The organism is Streptomyces sp. NPDC059740 (genome assembly GCF_042733155.1).
Lineage (GTDB): Bacteria > Actinomycetota > Actinomycetes > Streptomycetales > Streptomycetaceae > Streptomyces.
The window spans coordinates 26,991-46,094 of the sequence record NZ_JBHWGP010000016.1 but is presented as its reverse complement, the minus strand read 5'-3'; the positions used below and the strand labels follow the sequence as shown (position 1 = coordinate 46,094).

Below are 19,104 nucleotides of genomic sequence, written 5' to 3'. Positions count from 1 at the left end.
CGGTGGGGTGGTCTCACCGCAGCCCCGCACGGACGGCAGGGGCCGGACACGGTGGGGGATCAGGTTTGCCGGTTACCGGCAAATCGGACATATCGCGCTACCTTGGGGCGGTGAGCCCCCTCGTCCGCCGAGCTGCCTCCCCGAGGCCCCACCTGTCAGGGACGCGATGATCCAGGCCATCGGACTGACCAGCCAAAGCGACCGCGGCCTTCCGCCCGCGGTCGACGATGTGAGCTTCGAGGCCCCGCCCGGCCGTGTGACCGTCCTCCACGGTGCCCGGGGAGCGGGTAAGAGCACCGCACTGCGGCTCATGCTGGAGATGGAACCGGGTCGGGGTGTGACCCTGTTCCGCGGTCGTCCGTTGCACCGCGTCCCCAACCCGGCCCGCGAGGTCGGAGTGCTCCTGGGGGACGTCCCGGGCCACCCCGCCCGCACCGCCCGCACTCACCTCCGCATGCTCACCGCCGCCGCAGGCGTGCCCGCGGAACGGGCGGAGGACGTCCTGGACGTGGTGGGCCTCAGCGGACTGGCGGACCACCGGCTGGGCGGGTTCTCCCGCGGGATGGACCGCCGGCTCGGTCTGGCCGCCGCGCTGCTGGGCGACCCGCACACCCTGGTCCTGGACGAACCGGCCGAGGGCCTGTCGCCGCGGGAGGCAGCCTGGCTGCGCGGCCTCCTCCGGCGCTACGCGGAGCAGGGCGGGGCGGTCCTGGTGGCCCTCCAGGACGTGAAGGAGACGGCCCGGCTGGCCGACCGGGTCGTCGTTCTCCAGGAGGGACGCCTCACGGCGGACCAGGACGCGGCGGAGTTCGCCCGCACGAGGCTCCGGCCCCGCGTCACGGTGAGGTCCCCGCAGGCGGATCGGCTCGCCGACCTCCTGGTGGACGAGTCGCAGCGGGCACTCCCCGGCAGCACGCCGACGGAGGTGGTCCGGGAGAACGGCACCACCATCGCCGTCTACGGCAGCAGTTGTGCGGTGATCGGCGAAGTCGCGTTCCGCCACGGCATCCTGGTGCACCGGCTGTCGGAGGAGAGCGGGCATGCCGCCCCGGTACGTCCCCTCAGCCGCGCCGACGGCAGACCCTCCACGGCAGGCCCCGCGACGGCCGAGGGCGACCGCAGGCCGGGACTCGCCACCTCTCGCGCCCACGGCGCACCGGCGCGGTGCGGCATCTCGACCGGGAGCCTCGGCACACCTGTCGCGGCGGCGCTCCGGCGGGTGATGCACGAGGTACCCGCCGGCGGAACCCGGCGCGAGGCGACGCCTGAGGAGAGCCCTGCGAGCGCCGAGGACCGCGTCGTCATGGCAGGGGCCCGCACGGCGCACGCCGGGGCCGATGACGATGGCCTCACAGTCCGACGGTCCCTCCGGACGGCCGGTGCGGCGGAGGAGCGGGAGACCGCTCCCGCGGGCGGCTCGGCGGCGGAGGTGACGGCCACCGTCGTCTCGGCCGCCGAACGCCTCCGCCCCGCCACGCGGGTGGGGCTCACCCGCGTGCCACCCGACGCGCGGCACCCCCTCCCGTCCCCCTCCGGCTCCGGGCAGGCGGGGGCGGGGGAGACCGATGGTCCGTCGGCTGCGGTGGGCGCCGAGACGGCCGAGGAGGCGGCTTCCTCCGGACCGCGGTTGCCACCACCGACGCCCACCAGCGTCTTCCGGCCGCTGCACAGTGACCTGACGGCGGGTTCGCTTCCGGCCGCTTCGAGCCGCGGCACGGGGGCCGGTGCCGGCACGGAGGCCGGGAGGGTCACGGCGCTCACCGGCCGGCTCTCCGTCGCTGCCCCGGACCGGAGCGCCGAGACCGCTTCCGGGCAGACGGCCGCGAAGGACGGCAGCCGCACCGGCGCGGAGAGCGGTGAGGGGCCCGGACCTGACGCCGAGGGCACCCCGGGGCGGCCCGGCTCCTCGGGGCCCGGCCTGAAAGACCTCCTCACCGGCCGCGGCTCGGCGGAGAACCGCAGTGCGACACCGCCCGCGACGCAGACCGGCCTGCCGGAGGAGTCTCCCGGCCGGCTGCCGACGGACGCCGTGCACGTCACCGTGGAAGCAGGCCGGGGGGACACCGCGACCCACGACGAGGCCGAACTTCCGCAGGCTGTCATCCGCCGAACCGCACCCGGCCCGGCCTGGCCCGTGCGGTACGAGATGCGACGGGTCACCAGCGACAGGCCGACGGCTGCGGTTCTTCTGCTGAGCGTCGCCGTGTCGGTGGCCATCGCCGTGTGGTGGGCCAGGACGGGTGAAACGCCCGCTCCGCGGACGCTGGCCGGGTGGCCCGGCGTACTGCCGCTGCCGGTCGCAGCGGTGGGGGCGGGCCTGGTCGGAGCACTGGCCTACGGACAGGAGTACCGCTACCCCGCCCTGGCCCCGGCGCGCGGTACGGTGCCGCACCGGCTGCGGCTGCTGCTCGCGAAACTGGGCGTCAGCGCCGGGGCTGCCCTCCTTCTCGCGGCGGTGGTGCTGGCGGCGGACAGCGCGGCGATCCGCCTGCTGTGGGGAACGGCAGCGGCGTCCCCGCCCGCGGACCGGGCGTTGTTCGCCGGCGGCTGGGCGGTTCTCATGGTCGCCTGCGCCTGGACGGGAGCGCTGGCTGCCGCGGTGTTCCGGTCAACCACTGTCGGCCTGGCCGCCGTGGTGGCCGTACCGGTGCTGGTCGGCAACCTGCTGCGGCTGGTCCTGGACGAACCCGCCGTCCGCATGATGACGGGGCTGAGAGCGCGGCTCGAGTCGACAGCCGAGCAGCTGTGGCCCGCGCTCAGGGAGCCGCTGGACGTGCTGCTGCGCCTCGTGGGCCAGCCTGTCGGCGGGGCGATGGCTCTCTCGCTGCTGGCTCTGCTGTGCGCTTTCGCCGCCACCGGGCTGAGGCGGCGGGCCCGATGAACTGGCGGGTGCAGCGGAACGCGTCGGTCTCTCACCAGACGGATCCGTCAGGGCGGTGTCCCGCCGCCGACCAGGGGGTGGGCGCGGTGCCGGGCGGCAGACGCAGGTGAGCTCGTCGCTGTCCACAACCACACGCGGTAAGTTCATTTCTTTCCGATAAAGCGTCAATTGAGGGAGAGCGGTCGATCACCCTTTCGTGTGCTTTTCACCAAAGACCTCAAGACGGCTCGGGGTGTCGCCGACAAAGGACACGTGAGTACCCTTGCGCACACCATGATGACCTCGGCTCGCCCCGCCGACTCCGGCCTCGCAGGCCCGGGCGAGCTCGACCGCTACCCGTACCCCGTGGGAGGCGGTGCCGAGCGGCATGACCGCTCTTCCGCCTGGGAAGCCTCGGAGTCCGACCTCGGCCGGGTCGGCCGACGCGCCGCCGGCAGCCGCGGCCGCGGCCTGCACGGCCAACTCGTCCAGCAGCTCGGCCAGATGATCGTCTCCGGTGACCTCGGGGCGGACCGTCCCCTGGTGCCGGAGGAGATCGGTCAGCGCTTCGAGGTCTCCCGCACCGTCGTACGTGAGTCGCTGCGCGTGCTGGAGGCCAAGGGCCTGGTCAGCGCACGCCCCAACGTCGGTACCCGGGTGCGTCCGGTCAGCGACTGGAACCTGCTCGACCCCGACATCATCGAATGGCGCGCCTACGGCCCACAGCGTGAGGACCAGCGACGCGAGCTGGCCGAACTGCGGTGGACGATCGAGCCGCTCGCCGCCCGGCTCGCGGTCGGACACGGCAGGGAGGACCTCCAGCAGCGCCTCGCCGACATGGTCGAGATCATGGGGCACGCGACGGCCCAGGGTGACTCCCTGACGTTCGCCCGCGCGGACTGCGAGTTCCACGCCCTGCTCCTCCAGCTCGCCGGCAACCGGATGCTGGAACACCTCTCCGGCATCGTCGCCGCCGCCCTCCACGTCTCGGGCGGTCCGCAGTCCGGTGGCTGCGACCGGCTGACGGAGGCGTCCGTGGGCCAGCACCTGCGCATCGTGCACGCCGTCGGTGCCGCGGACGCCGCAGCCGCGGAGAGCGCCATGCGTCAGCTCCTCGCGGTCCCCGGGGACGGCGGCCAGAGCACAGGCGCGCCGCTGGACCGTGTCGTGCCGCCGCCGAGGGAGCACTAGGGGGCCGGCCGGTCACCCCCGCGCCGGGCCCGCCGGAGCCCCGTCGACGACCGGCTGGGAGCTGCCGACGGAGAGGCCTTCGGCCCACGGAAGGGGCCCGGGACGGTAGCCGGGAAGCGGAGGCGCGCCGACAGCCGCCGGGCGGCCGGCGGAGCGGTGTGCGGCGCGCCCTCCCGGGGAAGCCGGGCGCGGGCCGGACCCTGTTGGGCGGCTCCGGGGCGGCAGGGCATGCTCTCAGGAGCGGGCCGTGAGGGGCGGGCCGGGTCTGCCGCGCTCGCGCCGGGCACGTCCGGCCGGAGCGGTGGGGGCCGCACGGCGGACTCCCGGCGGTGGCGACCGGACTCGCGGGGGGTTGTGCAGCCTCTGAGGGGGAATGTGCCGTTATGAGGTGTGACTCGGGCCACGTGGATTGGGCGTAACGCTCCTCCGGCAAGCGCGATGACCTAAGAGGTGGCAGCCGAAGAGGAATGCACGCGTCGTGACCGGCGCTGTGTCTACCCCGAGAGGTTGCTCCTCCGCGCCGTCGGCCCACGCACCGCCGACGGTCGTCGGCTCCGGTCCACAGTGGACGGGGCCGGAAGCCGTATCCAACGTTCCGAGAGGTTGTCCGTGTCGGCCAGCACATCCCGTACGCTCCCGCCGGAGATCGCCGAGTCCGAGTCTGTGATGGCGCTCATCGAGCGGGGAAAGGCTGATGGGCAGATCGCCGGCGACGACGTGCGTCGTGCCTTCGAGGCTGACCAGATTCCGCCAACCCAGTGGAAGAACGTCCTGCGCAGCCTCAACCAGATCCTCGACGAGGAGGGTGTGACGCTCATGGTCAGTGCCGCAGAGGCGCCCAAGCGCACCCGCAAGAGCGTCGCAGCGAAGAGCCCGGCCAAGCGCACCGCCACCAAGTCCGTCGCCTCCAAGCCCGCCGTGCAGGCGGGGAGGACCACGCCCGCCTCGGCCGCGCCGGGTGTGGCGGCCCCGCAGGAGGCGGAGGAGGGCGAAGGCGCCCCCGAGAAGAAGGCGGCGGCCAGGAAGACCACCGCCAAGAAGGCCACGGCGAAGAAGACCGCCACGGCGAAGAAGAGCGCGGCCAAGAAGACGGCTGCCGCCAAGAAGGACGTCGACGAGATCCTCGAGGACGAGGCCGTCGAGGACGCGCCGGCGGCGCCCGGCAAGGGCGACGCCCCCGAGACCGAGGGCGCTGAGAACGCCGGTTTCGTGCTCTCCGACGAGGACGAGGACGACGCCCCGGCCCAGCAGGTCGCGGCGGCGGGAGCCACCGCCGACCCGGTGAAGGACTACCTCAAGCAGATCGGCAAGGTCCCGCTCCTCAACGCCGAGCAGGAGGTCGAGCTGGCCAAGCGCATCGAGGCCGGCCTGTTCGCCGAGGACAAGCTCGCCAACTCCGACAAGCTGGCGCCGAAGCTCAAGCGCGAGCTGGAGATCATCGCCGAGGACGGCCGCCGTGCCAAGAACCACCTGCTGGAGGCCAACCTCCGCCTCGTGGTCTCGCTGGCCAAGCGCTACACCGGCCGCGGCATGCTGTTCCTGGACCTGATCCAGGAGGGCAACCTCGGTCTGATCCGTGCGGTCGAGAAGTTCGACTACACCAAGGGTTACAAGTTCTCCACCTACGCGACGTGGTGGATCCGCCAGGCGATCACCCGCGCCATGGCCGACCAGGCCCGCACGATCCGTATCCCCGTCCACATGGTCGAGGTGATCAACAAGCTCGCCCGCGTCCAGCGGCAGATGCTCCAGGACCTCGGCCGTGAGCCGACCCCGGAGGAGCTGGCCAAGGAACTCGACATGACCCCCGAGAAGGTCATCGAGGTCCAGAAGTACGGTCGCGAGCCGATCTCCCTCCACACTCCGCTGGGCGAGGACGGCGACAGCGAGTTCGGTGACCTCATCGAGGACTCCGAGGCGGTCGTGCCCGCCGACGCGGTCAGCTTCACGCTGCTCCAGGAGCAGCTGCACTCCGTGCTCGACACGCTCTCCGAGCGTGAGGCGGGCGTGGTCTCGATGCGCTTCGGCCTCACCGACGGCCAGCCCAAGACGCTGGACGAGATCGGCAAGGTGTACGGCGTCACGCGTGAGCGGATTCGCCAGATCGAGTCGAAGACGATGTCGAAGCTGCGCCACCCCTCGCGGTCCCAGGTGCTGCGCGACTACCTCGACTAGTCGCCTCAAGCCCCGACTGCTACCGGGCCCGGTCCTTGACGTCAAGGACCGGGCCCGCGGCCGTCCGGGTGCGCGGGGCGCCGGGCTGGCTCACTCTGGGTGTGGAATCTCTGCCGCAGAGTAAGGAGCTCTTATGCGTCCGCACCTGAGAGCAGCAGCCACCGCGTTCGCCCTCGTGGTCGCCGGCACGGCGACGGCGATAGCCGTTCCGGGTACGGCGGCGGCGGACGGGTCCGTCGTCGGCGGCAAGCCCGTACACGCCTCCCAGACGCCCTGGGTGGTCGCTGTGGCCTCCCGCGCCCGGTTCGGGGGCACACGGTCCGGCCAGTTCTGTGGAGGCGTCCTGGTGGCGCCCAGGACGGTCCTCACTGCCGCGCACTGCCTCAGCCGCGAGGTGCTGGGGGTGACGCACGAGAAGGTCAAGGACCTCAAGGTGCTCACCGGCCGGGAGGACCTCAGGAGTTCTGAGGGACGAGAAGTCGCCGTCCGCAGGGCCTGGGTCAACCCCTCCTACGACAGCTGGACCAACGCGGGTGATCTCGCGGTACTGACCTTGACGCAGTCCCAGCCTGCGTCCCACCTCGTCCCGCTGGCGCAGGCCGGGGACCGCGGTTACACCGCCGGAGCGAGGGCCTCCGTCTACGGCTGGGGTGACACCACCGGCGGCGGCCGGTACGCCGACACACTGCACGCCGCACACGTCCACGTCCTCGCCGACTCGGTCTGCCGCAGGGCCTACCCGGGCAGCGCGGACGGCACGTACAAGGCGTCGACCATGCTGTGTGCCGGAGCGGTGCGTGGGGGGAAGGACGCCTGCCAGGGGGACAGCGGCGGACCGCTCGTGGCGGGCGGACGGCTCATCGGCCTGGTCTCCTGGGGCACCGGCTGCGGCGAGAAGGGCAACCCGGGCGTCTACACCCGCATCTCGGCCCTCTCCGCGTCAGTGGCCGCCCACAGCGGGTGACGGAAGCGGCGAAGCGCTACGGGCTGGCGGTGCCGCCGGCCCGTCGGTCGCGTGTCCGCCCCGGCGTGTGCGGGGCCACGACAGCTCTCCGGGCCGCCGAGCCCGGAGCCTCTGCCCGAGTAGGGCACCTGCCCCGGCCTGCGGCGCCGAGTCACGGCCGCCAGGGGGCGCGTTCCCGGCTGCGCCACCGGGGTGCGCCGCCCATGGGGGGAGGGGACGAAAGCCGGCCGCACCGGTGCGTGCGGCGGCCGGGCCGGGGGTGCACGGGTGCCGTCAGGAGTGTCCCGACCGCCGAGCCGGGGCCCGGAGGGCCCGGAGTGGGGTGCCCAGGTGCCGCGTCCCGCGCGGGCAGCGGGGGAGTGGGATTCCGGACACGAGTACGGGCGGTGACTCCCGGTGAGGGAGTGCACCGCCCGTGTCGCGACCCGCGGCCGCTACTCGCTCGTCGTGGGGCGCGATGTGTCAGCGTTCCTCTTCGGATGTGGACGCGGGAGTGGCGGTCAGCCGCTCCGTCTCGTCCTGTATCTCCGCGGCGATCTTCTTGAGTTCCGGCTCGAACTTGCGACCGTGGTGGGCGCAGAAGAGCAGTTCGCCGCCGGACATCAGAACGACGCGCAGGTATGCCTGGGCGCCGCAGCGGTCGCAGCGGTCAGCGGCCGTCAGCGGGCTCGCGGGGGTCAGAACAGTAGTCACGTCGCCTCTTCTCTAGCTCGACGAGCTGTCGTACCAGGGTCAACATCCAACCAGGCCGAAAACGTTCCCGCTCGTGCCTTCTCTCCGAAGATTCCTTGAAAAAGTTCCTCGTAGGTCGGGTGCAGACGGTGGCGGCGAATGAGCCGTGGTGCGTTGGGGCTGATTCAGTCGGTCGTCGTTCTTCTGGTTACCAGGGTTGCAGAGTTCGTCCGGTCCGGCTGGCTTGCCGGGTTTGTTGGTGAGGACGTGCCCGGAGCCTAAATGGTTCATGCCTCGAAGGGAACGTGATGTTCGCGTCACACTCCGAAGCTGATCGAACATACTATCGATCCTCTACTACGATAGGAGCCCTCACGGGTGGCGTCACATCCGCTCAACAGGGCCTCGGTACCCTCTTGGCGGTGACAACGCCACAACCGGGCCCGCGGAATGCGAGCCACCAGAAATTCAGCGAGGAGCGAACCGCGTGACCGCCGACACGTCCGTGCCGTCCACCGCCGTGCTGACCGGGGCCGACCGGGACGGTGGTTCCAACTACACCGCGCGGCACCTCCTCGTCCTCGAGGGTCTTGAGGCGGTCCGCAAGCGGCCCGGCATGTACATCGGGTCCACCGACAGCCGCGGGCTCATGCACTGCCTCTGGGAGATCATCGACAACTCCGTCGACGAGGCCCTCGGCGGCTACTGCGACCACATCGAGGTCGTCCTCCACGACGACGGTTCCGTCGAGGTCCGGGACAACGGACGCGGCATCCCCGTCGACGTCGAGCCCAAGACGGGTCTCAGCGGCGTCGAGGTGGTCATGACCAAGCTCCACGCCGGCGGCAAGTTCGGCGGCGGCTCCTACGCGGCCTCGGGCGGCCTGCACGGCGTGGGTGCCTCCGTCGTCAACGCCCTCTCGGCCCGGCTCGACGTCGAGGTCGACCGCGACGGCCGCACCCACTCGGTGAGCTTCCGCCGCGGCGTCCCCGGCATCTTCACCGAGTCCGGGGCCGAGGCGCCCTTCGACCCCTCCACCGGCCTCCTCAAGGGCAAACGGATCAACAAGTCACGCACCGGCACCCGGGTGCGCTACTGGGCGGACCGGCAGATCTTCCTGAAGGACGCCAGGCTCTCCCTGGACACCCTCCACGCCCGCGCCCGCCAGACCGCCTTCCTGGTGCCCGGCCTCACCCTGGTGGTCCGCGACGAGCGCGCAACGGACGGTGACGAGGGCCCGTCGGTGGAGACCTTCCACTACGACGGCGGCATCAGCGAGTTCTGCGAGTACCTCGCCCAGGACAAGGCCGTCTGCGACGTGATCCGCCTGAGCGGGCAGGGCACCTTCAAGGAGACGGTTCCCGTTCTCGACGACCGCGGGCACATGACGCCCAAGGAGGTCACCCGGGAACTTGGCGTCGACATCGCACTGCGCTGGGGCACCGGCTACGACACCACCGTCCGCTCCTTCGTCAACATCATCGCCACCCCCAAGGGCGGCACCCACGTGGCCGGCTTCGAACGCTCCGTGACCAGGACCGTCAACGAGGTGTTGCGCTCCCAGAAGCTGCTGCGGGTGGCCGAGGACGACGTCGTCAAGGACGACGCCATGGAGGGCATGACCGCCGTCGTCACCGTGCGGCTGGCCGAGCCGCAGTTCGAGGGCCAGACGAAGGAGGTGCTGGGGACCTCGGCGGCCTCCCGCATCGTCTCGCAGGTCGTCGCCAGGGAACTGAAGGCCTTCCTGACCTCCACCAAGCGGGACGCCAAGGCGCAGGCCAGGTCGGTCCTGGAGAAGGTGGTCGCTGCGGCGCGGACCCGCATCGCCGCCCGCCAGCACAAGGAGGCGCAGCGCCGCAAGACCGCGCTGGAGTCCTCCTCGCTGCCCGCCAAGCTCGCCGACTGCCGCAGCGACGACGTGGAGCGCAGCGAACTCTTCATCGTCGAGGGCGACTCGGCCCTCGGTACGGCGAAGCTGGCCCGCAACTCCGAGTTCCAGGCGCTGCTCCCCATCCGGGGCAAGATCCTCAACGTCCAGAAGTCCTCGGTCTCGGACATGCTCAAGAACGCCGAGTGCGGCTCGATCATCCAGGTCATAGGAGCCGGGTCGGGCCGGACCTTCGACATCGACGCGGCGCGCTACGGCAAGGTGATCTTCCTTGCCGACGCGGACGTCGACGGCGCCCACATCCGCTGCCTGCTCCTGACGCTCTTCCAGCGCTACATGCGCCCCATGGTCGAGCAGGGCCGTGTCTTCTCCGCCGTACCGCCGCTGCACCGGGTGGAGCTGACCAACCCCAAGAAGGGCCAGGACAAGTACCTGTACACCTACTCCGACAACGAGCTGCGGCAGACGCTGCTGGAGCTCCAGCGCAAGGGCGTGCGGTACAAGGACTCCATCCAGCGCTACAAGGGCCTGGGCGAGATGGACGCCGACCAGCTGGCCGAGACCACGATGGACCCCCGCCACCGCACCCTGCGCCGCATCAACATCCAGGACCTGGAGGCCGCCGAGCGGACCTTCGACCTCCTGATGGGCAACGAGGTCGCGCCGCGCAAGGAGTTCATCAGCGCCTCCGCCGCGACCCTGGACCGTTCCCGCATCGACACCTGAGCGCCCGCCCCGTGAGGGGGTCCTCCACCCACGGGTGGAGGACCCCCTCACCGCGTTTTCCACCTGGCTCCCACCCCGGCGACGATCCGCCTCCCCCCACCGGATCCGTAGCGTCGGCGACGCCCCGCTCCACCACCGGCCGCCCACTGCGGCGGCCGGCCGCGGGGCGCCCGTCGATCCGTGAAGGAGAGCCGTCATGTCCCACCCACCGCTGTCCCCCGACCGGGGAGCCCCGGCCGGCCCCGAGGCGCCCGTGAGCCAGGACGGAGCGCCGAGCACGACAGGGCAGAGCCCCGCCGCCGCTCCCCACACCGCTGCTCCCCGGGCCGGCGGCCCGGCGCCGAGCCGCTCCGAGCGGCTGCGGCCCTTCCTCCTCGACGTCGTACTGCCGCTGGCCGGGTACTACCTGCTGCGGGCGCGGGGCGCCGACACCGTGGCCGCCTACACCGGCGCCGTGTGCATCAGTGCGGCCTGGATCGTGGTCTCCTCGGTGCGTCGGCGGAAGCTCGACGTCTTCGGGATCTGCATGCTCGTGCTCTTCGGCGTCGAGCTGACCGCCGCGCTGGTCTCCGACGACATCCGGTACGCGTTGGCCGCCCACTCCCTGCTGAGCGCCCTGGCCGGCATCGCCCTGCTGGTGAGCCGCCTGCTGGGACGTCCCGTCTTCGCGCAGGTCATGGCGCGCTCCGGCGCCCCGCGGCCCGGCTCCCGGCCGGCCGGCGGCCTGGCGGGACACCCGGCGGCCCACACCTTCGCGGCCCGGCTCACCACGGTCTGGGGCGTGGTCCTGCTGGTCGAGGCGGGCACGAGGCTGGCGCTGCTGACCGTCCTCACACCGGACGCGCTGATGGGCTACTCCCGGCTGATGCAACTGGGCACGGTCGCCGCCCTCGTGGCCTGGTCGGCCTGGTACGGCAAGCGCCTGCTGCACAGGGCCGCCCGGTGAACGGCCTCTCCTCGGTGCTGGTCACCGTCGCCCTGGTGGGGCTCGTCCTGGTGCGGCTGTTCCGGCCGCAGCGGCTGGACACCGCCGACAACCGGTGGTGGGTGCTGCCCCTGGTGCTCGCCGCCGTCGCCGTCGGCCGGCAGGGCACGCTCGACGCCGCGCACCCCGCGCTGTCCGTGGTGCTGCTGGTGGCCGGCGTGGTGATCGGCCTCCTCACCGGCGCCGGCTGGGCGATGACCACGCGGCTGCGGACGGAGACCGGAGGCACGGTCCTCTCCTCGCCCACCCCGGCGACCTTCGGGGTCTGGGGCGTCGGCATCCTGCTGCGCCTGGGCACGTACGCCGCCGGTGCCGCCCTGGACGTGCACACCGGGAACGGTCCGCTGCTCCTCTCGCTGGCCGTGACTCTGCTGGCCCGCGGCGGCCTCCTGCACTGGCGGGCCCGGAGCGGACCCGGCGCGTACCGTGTTCCCGCCGGAACGTGAGGACCGACCGGCAGGCCGGCCCGCCCCGCACCCTCGCGGGGCACCGTCGCCGACAGGACACGGACGAGGAGAGGACGCGAGTGCGAGAGGCCTGGGCGGTGTGGCCCGCATCCGAGACCCTGTCCCGCGTCGAACTGGGCGCCACCCGGGTGCGCATGGTGCGCCTGGTCCGGGTGGCGCTGGTCGTCGGCCTCGTGGTGAGCGTCGTGGCGCAGCGGAACCTGGACGGCCGGGACGTCGCGCTGCGGCTGGGCGTGGCGTTCCTGGCCGCCGCCTGGCTGTGGACCTTCTACCGCACCACCCGGCGCCACTGGCTGGCGCTCTCCCTGGTGCTGGTCGCCCTGCTGGTCGGGATCGGGATCGTCCTGCACCAGGGGCAGATCCCGGTGGCGGGGCAGATCCTGTGGTGCGCCTGCGCGGTGATCTCCATGGAGCGGTTGCCGTTGGCCGCGGCGGTGCCCGCGGCCCTGACGTCGATGGGCGTCTACGCCGCCTTCGAACACAAGGACCTCTTCACCACCGTACTGATCACCGTGGGCCTGATGCTCGCCGGCTACGTGCCGCGGCTGGACTCCGAGGCGCGTGGCGTCAGCCGGCGGCTGCTCGTCCAGGAGCGCGCCGCCCGCTCGGCCGAGGCGGAGACGGCTGCCCTGGAGGAGCGGGGCCGCATCGCCCGGGAGATCCACGACGTCCTCGCACACAGCCTCAGCGCACAGCTGGTCCATCTGGAAGCGGCCAGGCTGCTGTTGGACCGCAGCGAGAACCTGGAGGAGGACCGGGAGCAGTTGCGGGAGCGCGTCGTCTCGGCACGCCGCATGGCCCGGGAGGGGCTGGACGGCACCCGTCAGGCGCTGTCGGCGCTGCGGGGTGACGTGGAGCCGCTGGAGGACCACCTGCGGCGGCTCACCGACGCGGACGGCGTCACGCTGGTGCTCGCCGGCACCGTGCGGCCACTGCCACCGGACGCCCACCTCACCGTGCGCCGTGTGACCCAGGAGGCCCTCACCAACGTCCGCAAGCACGCCCCCGGCGCCCTCGTCACCGTCCGCCTCACCTACGGCGAGCGGGAGGTGGAGCTGGAGGTCTCCGACACGGGGGCCACCTCGGTGGGTGAGGCGGTCCCGGCCGAACTGGGCGGCAGTGGTTCCGGGTACGGTCTGGTGGGGATGCGGGAGCGCGCCGAACTGCTCGGCGGGACGCTCCGGTGCGGCCCCGGGGAGGACGGGTTCACAGTGCGGATGAGGCTGCCGGCATGAGCAGGCGCGTGGTCGTGGCGGACGATCAGACGGTGGTGCGTGAGGGCATCGTGATGCTGCTCGGGCTGCTCCCGGGCATCGAGGTGGTGGGCTCGGCCGGTGACGGCGAGGAGGCCGTGCGGCTGGTGGCCGAACTCGCCCCGGACGTCGTCCTGATGGACCTGCGCATGCCGCGTCTGGACGGCGTGGAGGCCACCCGGCGGGTCCGCGCCGAACACCCCGGCACCCAGGTGGTGGTCCTAACGACCTACGCCGACGACGACTCCCTCTTCCCCGCCCTCCAGGCAGGCGCCCGTGGTTACCTGACCAAGGACGCCGAGGCCGAGGACATCGTGCGGGCCATCGACGACGTCCTGGCCGGTGCCGCGGGCCTCTCGCCCGGCGTGCAGAGCCGCCTGCTGGAGCGCCTCGCGCAGCCCGCCGTCCAGGAGCCGCAGGTGCCGGACGGGCTGACTGCCCGTGAGGTGGAGGTGCTGCGGCTGGTGGCGGAGGGGCTGACCAACACCGAGATCGCCCGGCGGCTGCACGTCTCGGTCGCCACCGTGAAGACGCACATCAACAACATCTTCGCCAAGGCCCAGGTCCGGGACCGGGCGCAGGCCGTCAGCTACGCCTACCGGCACGGCCTGACCGGACCGGACGCCTGACCGGCCCGGGCGCCCGACCGCGACGCCCGGCGCCCCGCCGCGGGTTCACACCCACGCGTACCGGTGCTCGGGGCGTCCGGTCTCCCCGTAGCGCAGGCTGAGGCGGACCCGCCCGGTGCGCTCCAGCAGCTTGAGGTAGCGCTGGGCGGTCTGGCGGCTGACGCCGGCCAGTTCGGCGACGGCCTGCGCGGAGAGCGGCTCGGGGGCTGCGCGCAGCACGGTGGTGACGCGGTCCGCCGTCGCTGTGGAGTGCCCCTTGGGGAGGGTGGGGGCGCCCGCGGTGCCCAGGGTGCCGAACAACGCGTCCACCTCGGACTGTTCGGCGCGGTCGCCCAGGGCAAAGGCGTCCAGCAGCCGTGCGTACGCCTCCATCCTGGCGCGCAGGTCCGCGAAGGTGAAGGGTTTGACGAGGTAGTGCAGCGCGCCCAGGCGCATGGCGGCACGCACCGTCGCCACGTCCCGGGCCGCCGTCACCATGATCACGTCGGTCTCGACGCCCTGCCGCCGGATCCGCGCCACCAGGTCGAGGCCGTCGCCGTCGGGCAGGTAGTGGTCGAGGAGGACCAGGTCCACCGGCTCGCTCCGCAGCAGGGCGAGCGCCTCCTGGCAGGTGTGGGCCACCGCCCGGACCCGGAACCCCTCGATCCGGTCGACGTACGCCGCGTGGACCCGGGCCACCGCCCGGTCGTCGTCCACGACGAGGACTTCCAGGCCGGGACGTTCGCCGCCGGGGGCCTGTGCGTGCTCGCTCACCACTCCTCCGCTCCGGGAACCGGGTCCTTGCCGGGCGCACCGGCCGCGGACGCTGCCGTGCCCCTTTCCACCAGCGCGTCGGGCAGGGTGACGGTGAAGCGGGCGCCGCCGCCGTGCCGCTCGCCGACCTCGACCGTGCCGCCGTAGCGCTCGGTCAGCGAGCGCACCAGTGCCAGCCCGATCCCGCGGCGGCCGTGGGCGGGCGGAGGCTTGGTGGTCCAGCCCTCGGTGAAGATCTTCTCGCGGGCGGTGTCGGGGACCCCCGGTCCGTCGTCCGCCACCCGGACCACGAGGTCTCGGCCCCGACTGCGGATCTCCGCCTCCACGTGGCCCGCGCGGTGTGCGCCGTGTGCCCCCGAGGCCGCGTCCAGCGCGTTGTCCAACAGGTTGCCCACCAGCGTGACCACGTCCCTGGGGTCGACGAGGCGGTCGGGCAGGCGGGTGCCGCTGCCGAGCCGGAGGCTGACGCCCCGCTCGGCGGCGACGGTGGCCTTGCCCACCAGCAGCGCGGCCAGCAACGGGTCGTGCACGCGCTCGGTGATCTGCTCCGCGGTGGCGCGGTGCACGCCGACGGTCTCGTCGAGGAACTCCTCGGCCTCCTGGTACAGGCCGAGGGTGAGCAGGCCCAGGAGGGTGTGCAGCCGTCCGGCGTGCTCGTGGTCCTGGGCCCGCAGCGCGTCGATGAGGCCACGGGTGGCGTCCAGTTCCCGCCCGAGCCCCTCCACCTCGGTGCGGTCACGAAGGGTCACCACCGCGCCGCCGTCCTGGGTGGCCATCCGGTTGGCGACCAGGACCCGGCGGCCGCTGACGGCGAGCAGGTCGGAGCCGTCGGCCCGGCCGGAGAGCACGTCGGCGGTGCGTCCGGCGGGCAGGACGTCCGCCAGCGGGCGGCCGACCGCGTCCCCCGACAGCTCCAGCAGGCGGCGCGCCTCGTCGTTGACCAGACGCACCCGGCCCGCACCGTCCAGCGCGACGACGCCCTCGCGGATGCCGTGCAGCATGGCCTCCCGTTCCGCGAGCAGCGAGGAGATGTCGGAGAAGGCCAGGTCGTGGGTGCGGCGCTGCAACCGGCGGGAGACGGCCCAGGCGGCCAGCGCACCCGCCGCCAGTGCGCCTCCCGCGTAGGCCAGGAGCTGGGGGACGGTGGCGAGCAGCCGGGCCCGCACGCTGTCGTAGGCGATCCCGACCGAGACCGCACCGACGACGTGCCCCGAGCTGTCCCGCAGCGGCACCTTGCCCCGTGCGGAGCGCCCCAGGGTGCCCTGGTCGATCTGCATCACCTCGTGCCCGGCGAGGGCGGCGGCCGGATCGGTGGAGACGCGGTGGCCGATGCGGCGCGGGTCGGTGTGGGACCAGCGCACCCCGCGGCGGTCCATCACCACCACGTACCCGGCGCCGGTGGCGTGCCGGACGCGTTCCGCGGCCCGCTGGACGGGGCCGTGCGGGCTCGGGGGGCCCTCGCGCAGGGCCCGGTCCAGGCCCGGCAGGGTGGCCGTGGTCTGCGCCACCGCCAGGGCGCGGCGCATCGCCTGGTCGTCGAGCTGGTCGCTGAGCGGAGCGAGGAAGAGGCCCGTCGCCAGGGCGGTCACCCCCGCGGCGATGAGCAGTTGCACCAGCAACACCTGGGAGAAGACCCGGCGCGGCCACGGGCTGCGCCACCGGAAGGTGCCTGGGCGTCCGGTGGCGGCCGTGCCCTCCTCCTGGTGCCGTCGTCCGGGGACGGCCCGCCGCCGTGGGGTGGATGTCACCGTCCCGGGTCTCCTTCCGCTCCCTGCCCTGTGGGGTGGCTGCTCGCAGCTGCGAACCGTTCGAAGGGTACCGAGGGCTCGCAGGGAGGTCGGGCGCGGAAGGCGAGCGAGGGGGCGCCGCCCGGTGCGGGGCCGGGCCGGAGCCGGCGCGGAGAGTCCGAGCGGTTCCGGCTGCCCCGCTCGCTCCCCGACGCACTGCAAGCCACTTGCGTCACTTGCACTAGGGTTGCGTGTATGACGCGACGACTTGCGGAAGTGGCGAAGAAGGTGGGGGTCAGTGAGGCCACGGTCAGCCGGGTTCTCAACGGCAAGCCCGGGGTCTCCGAGACCACACGACAGTCGGTGCTCAGCGCCCTGGACGTGCTCGGCTACGAGCGCCCGACCCAGCTGAGGGGGGAGCGTGCCCGGCTGGTCGGGCTGGTGCTGCCCGAACTCCAGAACCCGATCTTCCCGGCGTTCGGCGAGGTGGTGGGCGGCGCGCTCGCCCAGCTCGGACTGACGCCGGTGCTGTGCACCCAGACGAAGAACGGCGTCACCGAGGCCGACTACGTGGACCTGCTCCTCCAGCACCAGGTCTCCGGGGTGGTCTTCGCCGGCGGCAACTACGCCCAGGCCGACCAGCCCCATGACCACTACCGTCTGCTGGCCGACCGGCAGATCCCCGTGGTGCTGATCAACGCGGCCATCTCCGACCTGGGCTTCCCCGGGGTCTCCTGCGACGACGCGGTCGCGGTGGAGCAGGCCTGGCGCCATCTGGTCTCCCTGGGGCACGAGCGGATCGGGCTGATCCTCGGGCCGAGCGACCACGTGCCCTCGCGGCGCCGGCACGAGGCGGCGCTGCGGCACGTGCGCGAGATCGGCGCCGACCTGCCCGAGGCGCTGGTGGAGCGGGCCATGTTCGGGCTGGAGGGCGGGCAGGCGGCGGCCACCCGCCTGCTGGAGCGGGGGGTGAGCGCGGTGGTCTGCGCGAGCGACCAGTTCGCGCTCGGCGCGGTGCGGGCCGCCCGCCGCCGGGGCCTGAGCGTGCCGCGCGACCTGTCGGTGGTCGGCTACGACGACTCGGCGCTGATGAGCTGCACCGAGCCGCCGCTCACCACCGTGCGCCAGCCGATCGAGGCGATGGGCCGGGCCGCGGTGGACCTGCTCGCGCTGCAGATCGGGGGCAAGGCGATGTCGCCGGAGGAACTGCTCTTCGAGCCGGAGCTGGTGGTCCGCGGCTCCACCGCCCAGGCGCCGGAGCAGCCCCGGGGCGCCTGACGCGCGGACGGCGGTGTGGTGCAACCGCCTCGCGCAGGTCTGTCGATTATTTTCTCATCATGCGCGAGATATTGCGCGGCGCTGCCTGCGGTGGTTGAGTGTGCGCGCCCCCAGCTGACACCTGCGGGCGACCACGCAGCATGCCCAGAGGGGGCCCACCGATGACCAGATCCGCGTTCCGCACATCCCGCCTCACCGCGATCGCCGTCACTGCCACGCTGGCCTCGACGGTGGCGCTCACCGCCTGCGGTTCCGGCGGCGGCGGCTCCCAGGCGGGCGGTGCGACCACCATCACCGTCAACTGCCAACCGCCGAAGACCGCCGCCGTCGACCGCCGCAACTTCGACGCCGACGTGAAGACCTTCGAGGCGGAGAACAAGGGCGTCGACGTCGTCCCGCACGACGCCTTCCCCTGCGAGGACCCCAAGACCTTCGATGCCAAGCTCGCCGGCGGGCAGATGGAGGACGTCTTCTACACGTACTTCACCGACGTGCGGCACGTGGTCGGCATCAACCAGGCCGCGGACATCACCTCCTACGTCAAGGACATGCCCGCCTACCAGGCGATCGACAAGCGCCTGCGGGACGTCTACACCGTCGACGGGAAGATCTACGGCGTCCCCCGCACCAACTACTCCATGGGGCTGCTCTACAACAAGGCCCTCTTCCGCAAGGCCGGACTCGACCCCGACAAGCCCCCGACGACCTGGGCGGGGGTCCGCAAGGCGGCCAAGGCGATAGCCGGCCTCGGCAAGGGCTACGTCGGGTACGCCGACTACAGCGCCCAGAACCAGGGCGGCTGGCACTTCACCGCCGAGGTCTACTCCCAGGGCGGCTCGGTGGTCAGCGCCGACGGCAAGAAGGCCCGGGTCGACTCCGCCCAGGGCCGGGCGGTGCTGCAGAACCTCAAGGACATGCGCTGGCACGACGACAGCATGGGCAGCAAGCAGCTGCTGGTGATCGGTGACGTCCAGCAGATGATGGGGGCGGGGAAGCTCGGCATGTACCTCGCCGCACCCGACAACGTCCCGCTCATCGTCAAGCAGTTCAAGGGGAGGTACGCCGACCTCGCCCTCGCCCCCATGCCCGGCGGCAAGGGCACCCTCGCCGGCGGGGACGGGTACATGTTCAACAAGAAGGCCACGCCGCAGCAGATCAAGGCCGGCCTGAAGTGGATCGAGTACAACTTCCTCACCCCCGGCCAGGGGTACGTCGGCAACTACGCCCGCAGCAAGAAGCAGGGCGGACCGGTGGGCCTGCCCGAACCCCGCCTGCTCACCGGCGCCGCCGACGCCAAGGACCAGCAGCTGAAGAAGGCGTCCGCCAACGTGCCCGTGGCGAACTACCAGTCCTTCCTGGACGGCAACGCCGAGCTGGCGATGAAGCTGGAGCCGCCGCAGGCCCAGCAGATCTACTCGGTCCTCGACGGAGCCGTCTCCGCCGTCCTGACCAAGCAGGACGCCGACGTCGCGGGTCTCCTCAAGGACGCCCAGAGCAAGATCGACGGCATCCTGGCGCGAGGCTGAGCACGGTGAA

At 72.6% G+C, this 19,104-nt stretch carries 14 protein-coding genes; 11 read left to right on the top strand and 3 right to left on the bottom strand.

Annotated elements, in window-relative coordinates:
* Positions 1 to 166 precede the first annotated feature (166 nt).
* From ACFV3R_RS19840 to ACFV3R_RS19825, 4 genes are all read left to right on the top strand, one after another.
* Complete coding sequence (locus ACFV3R_RS19840) at positions 167 to 2,881, top strand: ATP-binding cassette domain-containing protein (RefSeq protein ID WP_385584324.1); 2,715 nt, start codon at positions 167 to 169, stop codon at positions 2,879 to 2,881.
* A gap of 198 nt (positions 2,882 to 3,079) precedes the next feature.
* Positions 3,080 to 4,051 carry a FadR/GntR family transcriptional regulator gene (locus ACFV3R_RS19835; RefSeq protein ID WP_385584321.1) on the top strand — a complete coding sequence of 324 codons (972 nt, stop codon included), beginning with the start codon at positions 3,080 to 3,082 and terminating at the stop codon, positions 4,049 to 4,051.
* A 609-nt stretch (positions 4,052 to 4,660) separates the two neighbouring features.
* Positions 4,661 to 6,226, top strand: a complete 1,566-nt coding sequence (locus ACFV3R_RS19830) for an RNA polymerase sigma factor (RefSeq protein ID WP_385584319.1) — start codon at positions 4,661 to 4,663, stop codon at positions 6,224 to 6,226.
* A gap of 133 nt (positions 6,227 to 6,359) precedes the next feature.
* Entirely contained in the window at positions 6,360 to 7,190 is an 831-nt protein-coding gene (locus ACFV3R_RS19825; protein WP_385584316.1) for a S1 family serine peptidase, read from the top strand.
* A gap of 462 nt (positions 7,191 to 7,652) precedes the next feature.
* On the opposite strand, the gene ACFV3R_RS19820 is transcribed toward ACFV3R_RS19825, so the two are convergent.
* Positions 7,653 to 7,883 carry a hypothetical protein gene (locus ACFV3R_RS19820; RefSeq protein WP_385584314.1) on the bottom strand — a complete coding sequence of 77 codons (231 nt, stop codon included), beginning with the start codon at positions 7,881 to 7,883 and terminating at the stop codon, positions 7,653 to 7,655.
* Positions 7,884 to 8,349: 466 nt separating this feature from the next.
* On the opposite strand from ACFV3R_RS19820, the gene ACFV3R_RS19815 reads away from it, so the two are divergent.
* The 5 genes from ACFV3R_RS19815 to ACFV3R_RS19795 all read left to right on the top strand — a co-directional run bounded on the left by ACFV3R_RS19815 (position 8,350) and on the right by ACFV3R_RS19795 (position 13,810).
* Positions 8,350 to 10,476, top strand: a complete 2,127-nt coding sequence (locus tag ACFV3R_RS19815) for a type IIA DNA topoisomerase subunit B (RefSeq protein ID WP_385584311.1) — start codon at positions 8,350 to 8,352, stop codon at positions 10,474 to 10,476.
* Between the two features lie 196 nt (positions 10,477 to 10,672).
* Positions 10,673 to 11,422 carry a VC0807 family protein gene (locus ACFV3R_RS19810; RefSeq protein WP_385584308.1) on the top strand — a complete coding sequence of 250 codons (750 nt, stop codon included), beginning with the start codon at positions 10,673 to 10,675 and terminating at the stop codon, positions 11,420 to 11,422.
* Complete coding sequence (locus tag ACFV3R_RS19805) at positions 11,419 to 11,907, top strand: DUF1453 domain-containing protein (RefSeq protein WP_385584305.1); 489 nt, start codon at positions 11,419 to 11,421, stop codon at positions 11,905 to 11,907. Before ACFV3R_RS19810 ends, ACFV3R_RS19805 begins: the two co-directional genes overlap by 4 nt.
* A gap of 80 nt (positions 11,908 to 11,987) precedes the next feature.
* The gene (locus ACFV3R_RS19800) at positions 11,988 to 13,163 is read left to right on the top strand and encodes a sensor histidine kinase (protein ID WP_385584302.1); all 1,176 of its coding nucleotides are present in this window, start codon (positions 11,988 to 11,990) and stop codon (positions 13,161 to 13,163) included.
* On the top strand, positions 13,160 to 13,810 hold the full coding sequence (locus tag ACFV3R_RS19795; protein WP_385584299.1) for a response regulator: 651 nt from the start codon (positions 13,160 to 13,162) through the stop codon (positions 13,808 to 13,810). The genes ACFV3R_RS19800 and ACFV3R_RS19795 overlap by 4 nt, the downstream gene beginning before the upstream one ends.
* Before the next feature lie 45 nt (positions 13,811 to 13,855).
* Here the strand turns inward: ACFV3R_RS19795 and ACFV3R_RS19790 are convergent, their stop codons facing one another.
* On the bottom strand, positions 13,856 to 14,563 hold the full coding sequence (locus ACFV3R_RS19790) for a response regulator (protein ID WP_385584296.1): 708 nt from the start codon (positions 14,561 to 14,563) through the stop codon (positions 13,856 to 13,858).
* Positions 14,560 to 16,179 (bottom strand): ATP-binding protein, encoded by a 1,620-nt coding sequence (locus ACFV3R_RS19785; protein WP_385584511.1) that lies wholly within the window; start codon positions 16,177 to 16,179, stop codon positions 14,560 to 14,562. Before ACFV3R_RS19785 ends, ACFV3R_RS19790 begins: the two co-directional genes overlap by 4 nt.
* Before the next feature lie 366 nt (positions 16,180 to 16,545).
* Between ACFV3R_RS19785 and ACFV3R_RS19780 the strand changes: the two genes are divergently transcribed.
* Entirely contained in the window at positions 16,546 to 17,568 is a 1,023-nt protein-coding gene (locus ACFV3R_RS19780; protein ID WP_385584294.1) for a LacI family DNA-binding transcriptional regulator, read from the top strand.
* Between the two features lie 161 nt (positions 17,569 to 17,729).
* Positions 17,730 to 19,094 carry an ABC transporter substrate-binding protein gene (locus ACFV3R_RS19775; RefSeq protein WP_385584292.1) on the top strand — a complete coding sequence of 455 codons (1,365 nt, stop codon included), beginning with the start codon at positions 17,730 to 17,732 and terminating at the stop codon, positions 19,092 to 19,094.
* Positions 19,095 to 19,104: the final 10 nt, after the last annotated feature.

Bases quoted from the DNA above. Each gene is read 5' to 3' on its own strand.
- ACFV3R_RS19840 (WP_385584324.1), top strand. From the start codon at position 167: ATGATCCAGGCCATCGGACTGACCAGCCAAAGCGACCGCGGCCTTCCG.
- ACFV3R_RS19795 (WP_385584299.1), top strand. From the start codon at position 13,160: ATGAGCAGGCGCGTGGTCGTGGCGGACGATCAGACGGTGGTGCGTGAG.
- ACFV3R_RS19825 (WP_385584316.1), top strand. From the start codon at position 6,360: ATGCGTCCGCACCTGAGAGCAGCAGCCACCGCGTTCGCCCTCGTGGTC.
- ACFV3R_RS19810 (WP_385584308.1), top strand. From the start codon at position 10,673: ATGTCCCACCCACCGCTGTCCCCCGACCGGGGAGCCCCGGCCGGCCCC.
- ACFV3R_RS19775 (WP_385584292.1), top strand. From the start codon at position 17,730: ATGACCAGATCCGCGTTCCGCACATCCCGCCTCACCGCGATCGCCGTC.
- ACFV3R_RS19780 (WP_385584294.1), top strand. From the start codon at position 16,546: ATGACGCGACGACTTGCGGAAGTGGCGAAGAAGGTGGGGGTCAGTGAG.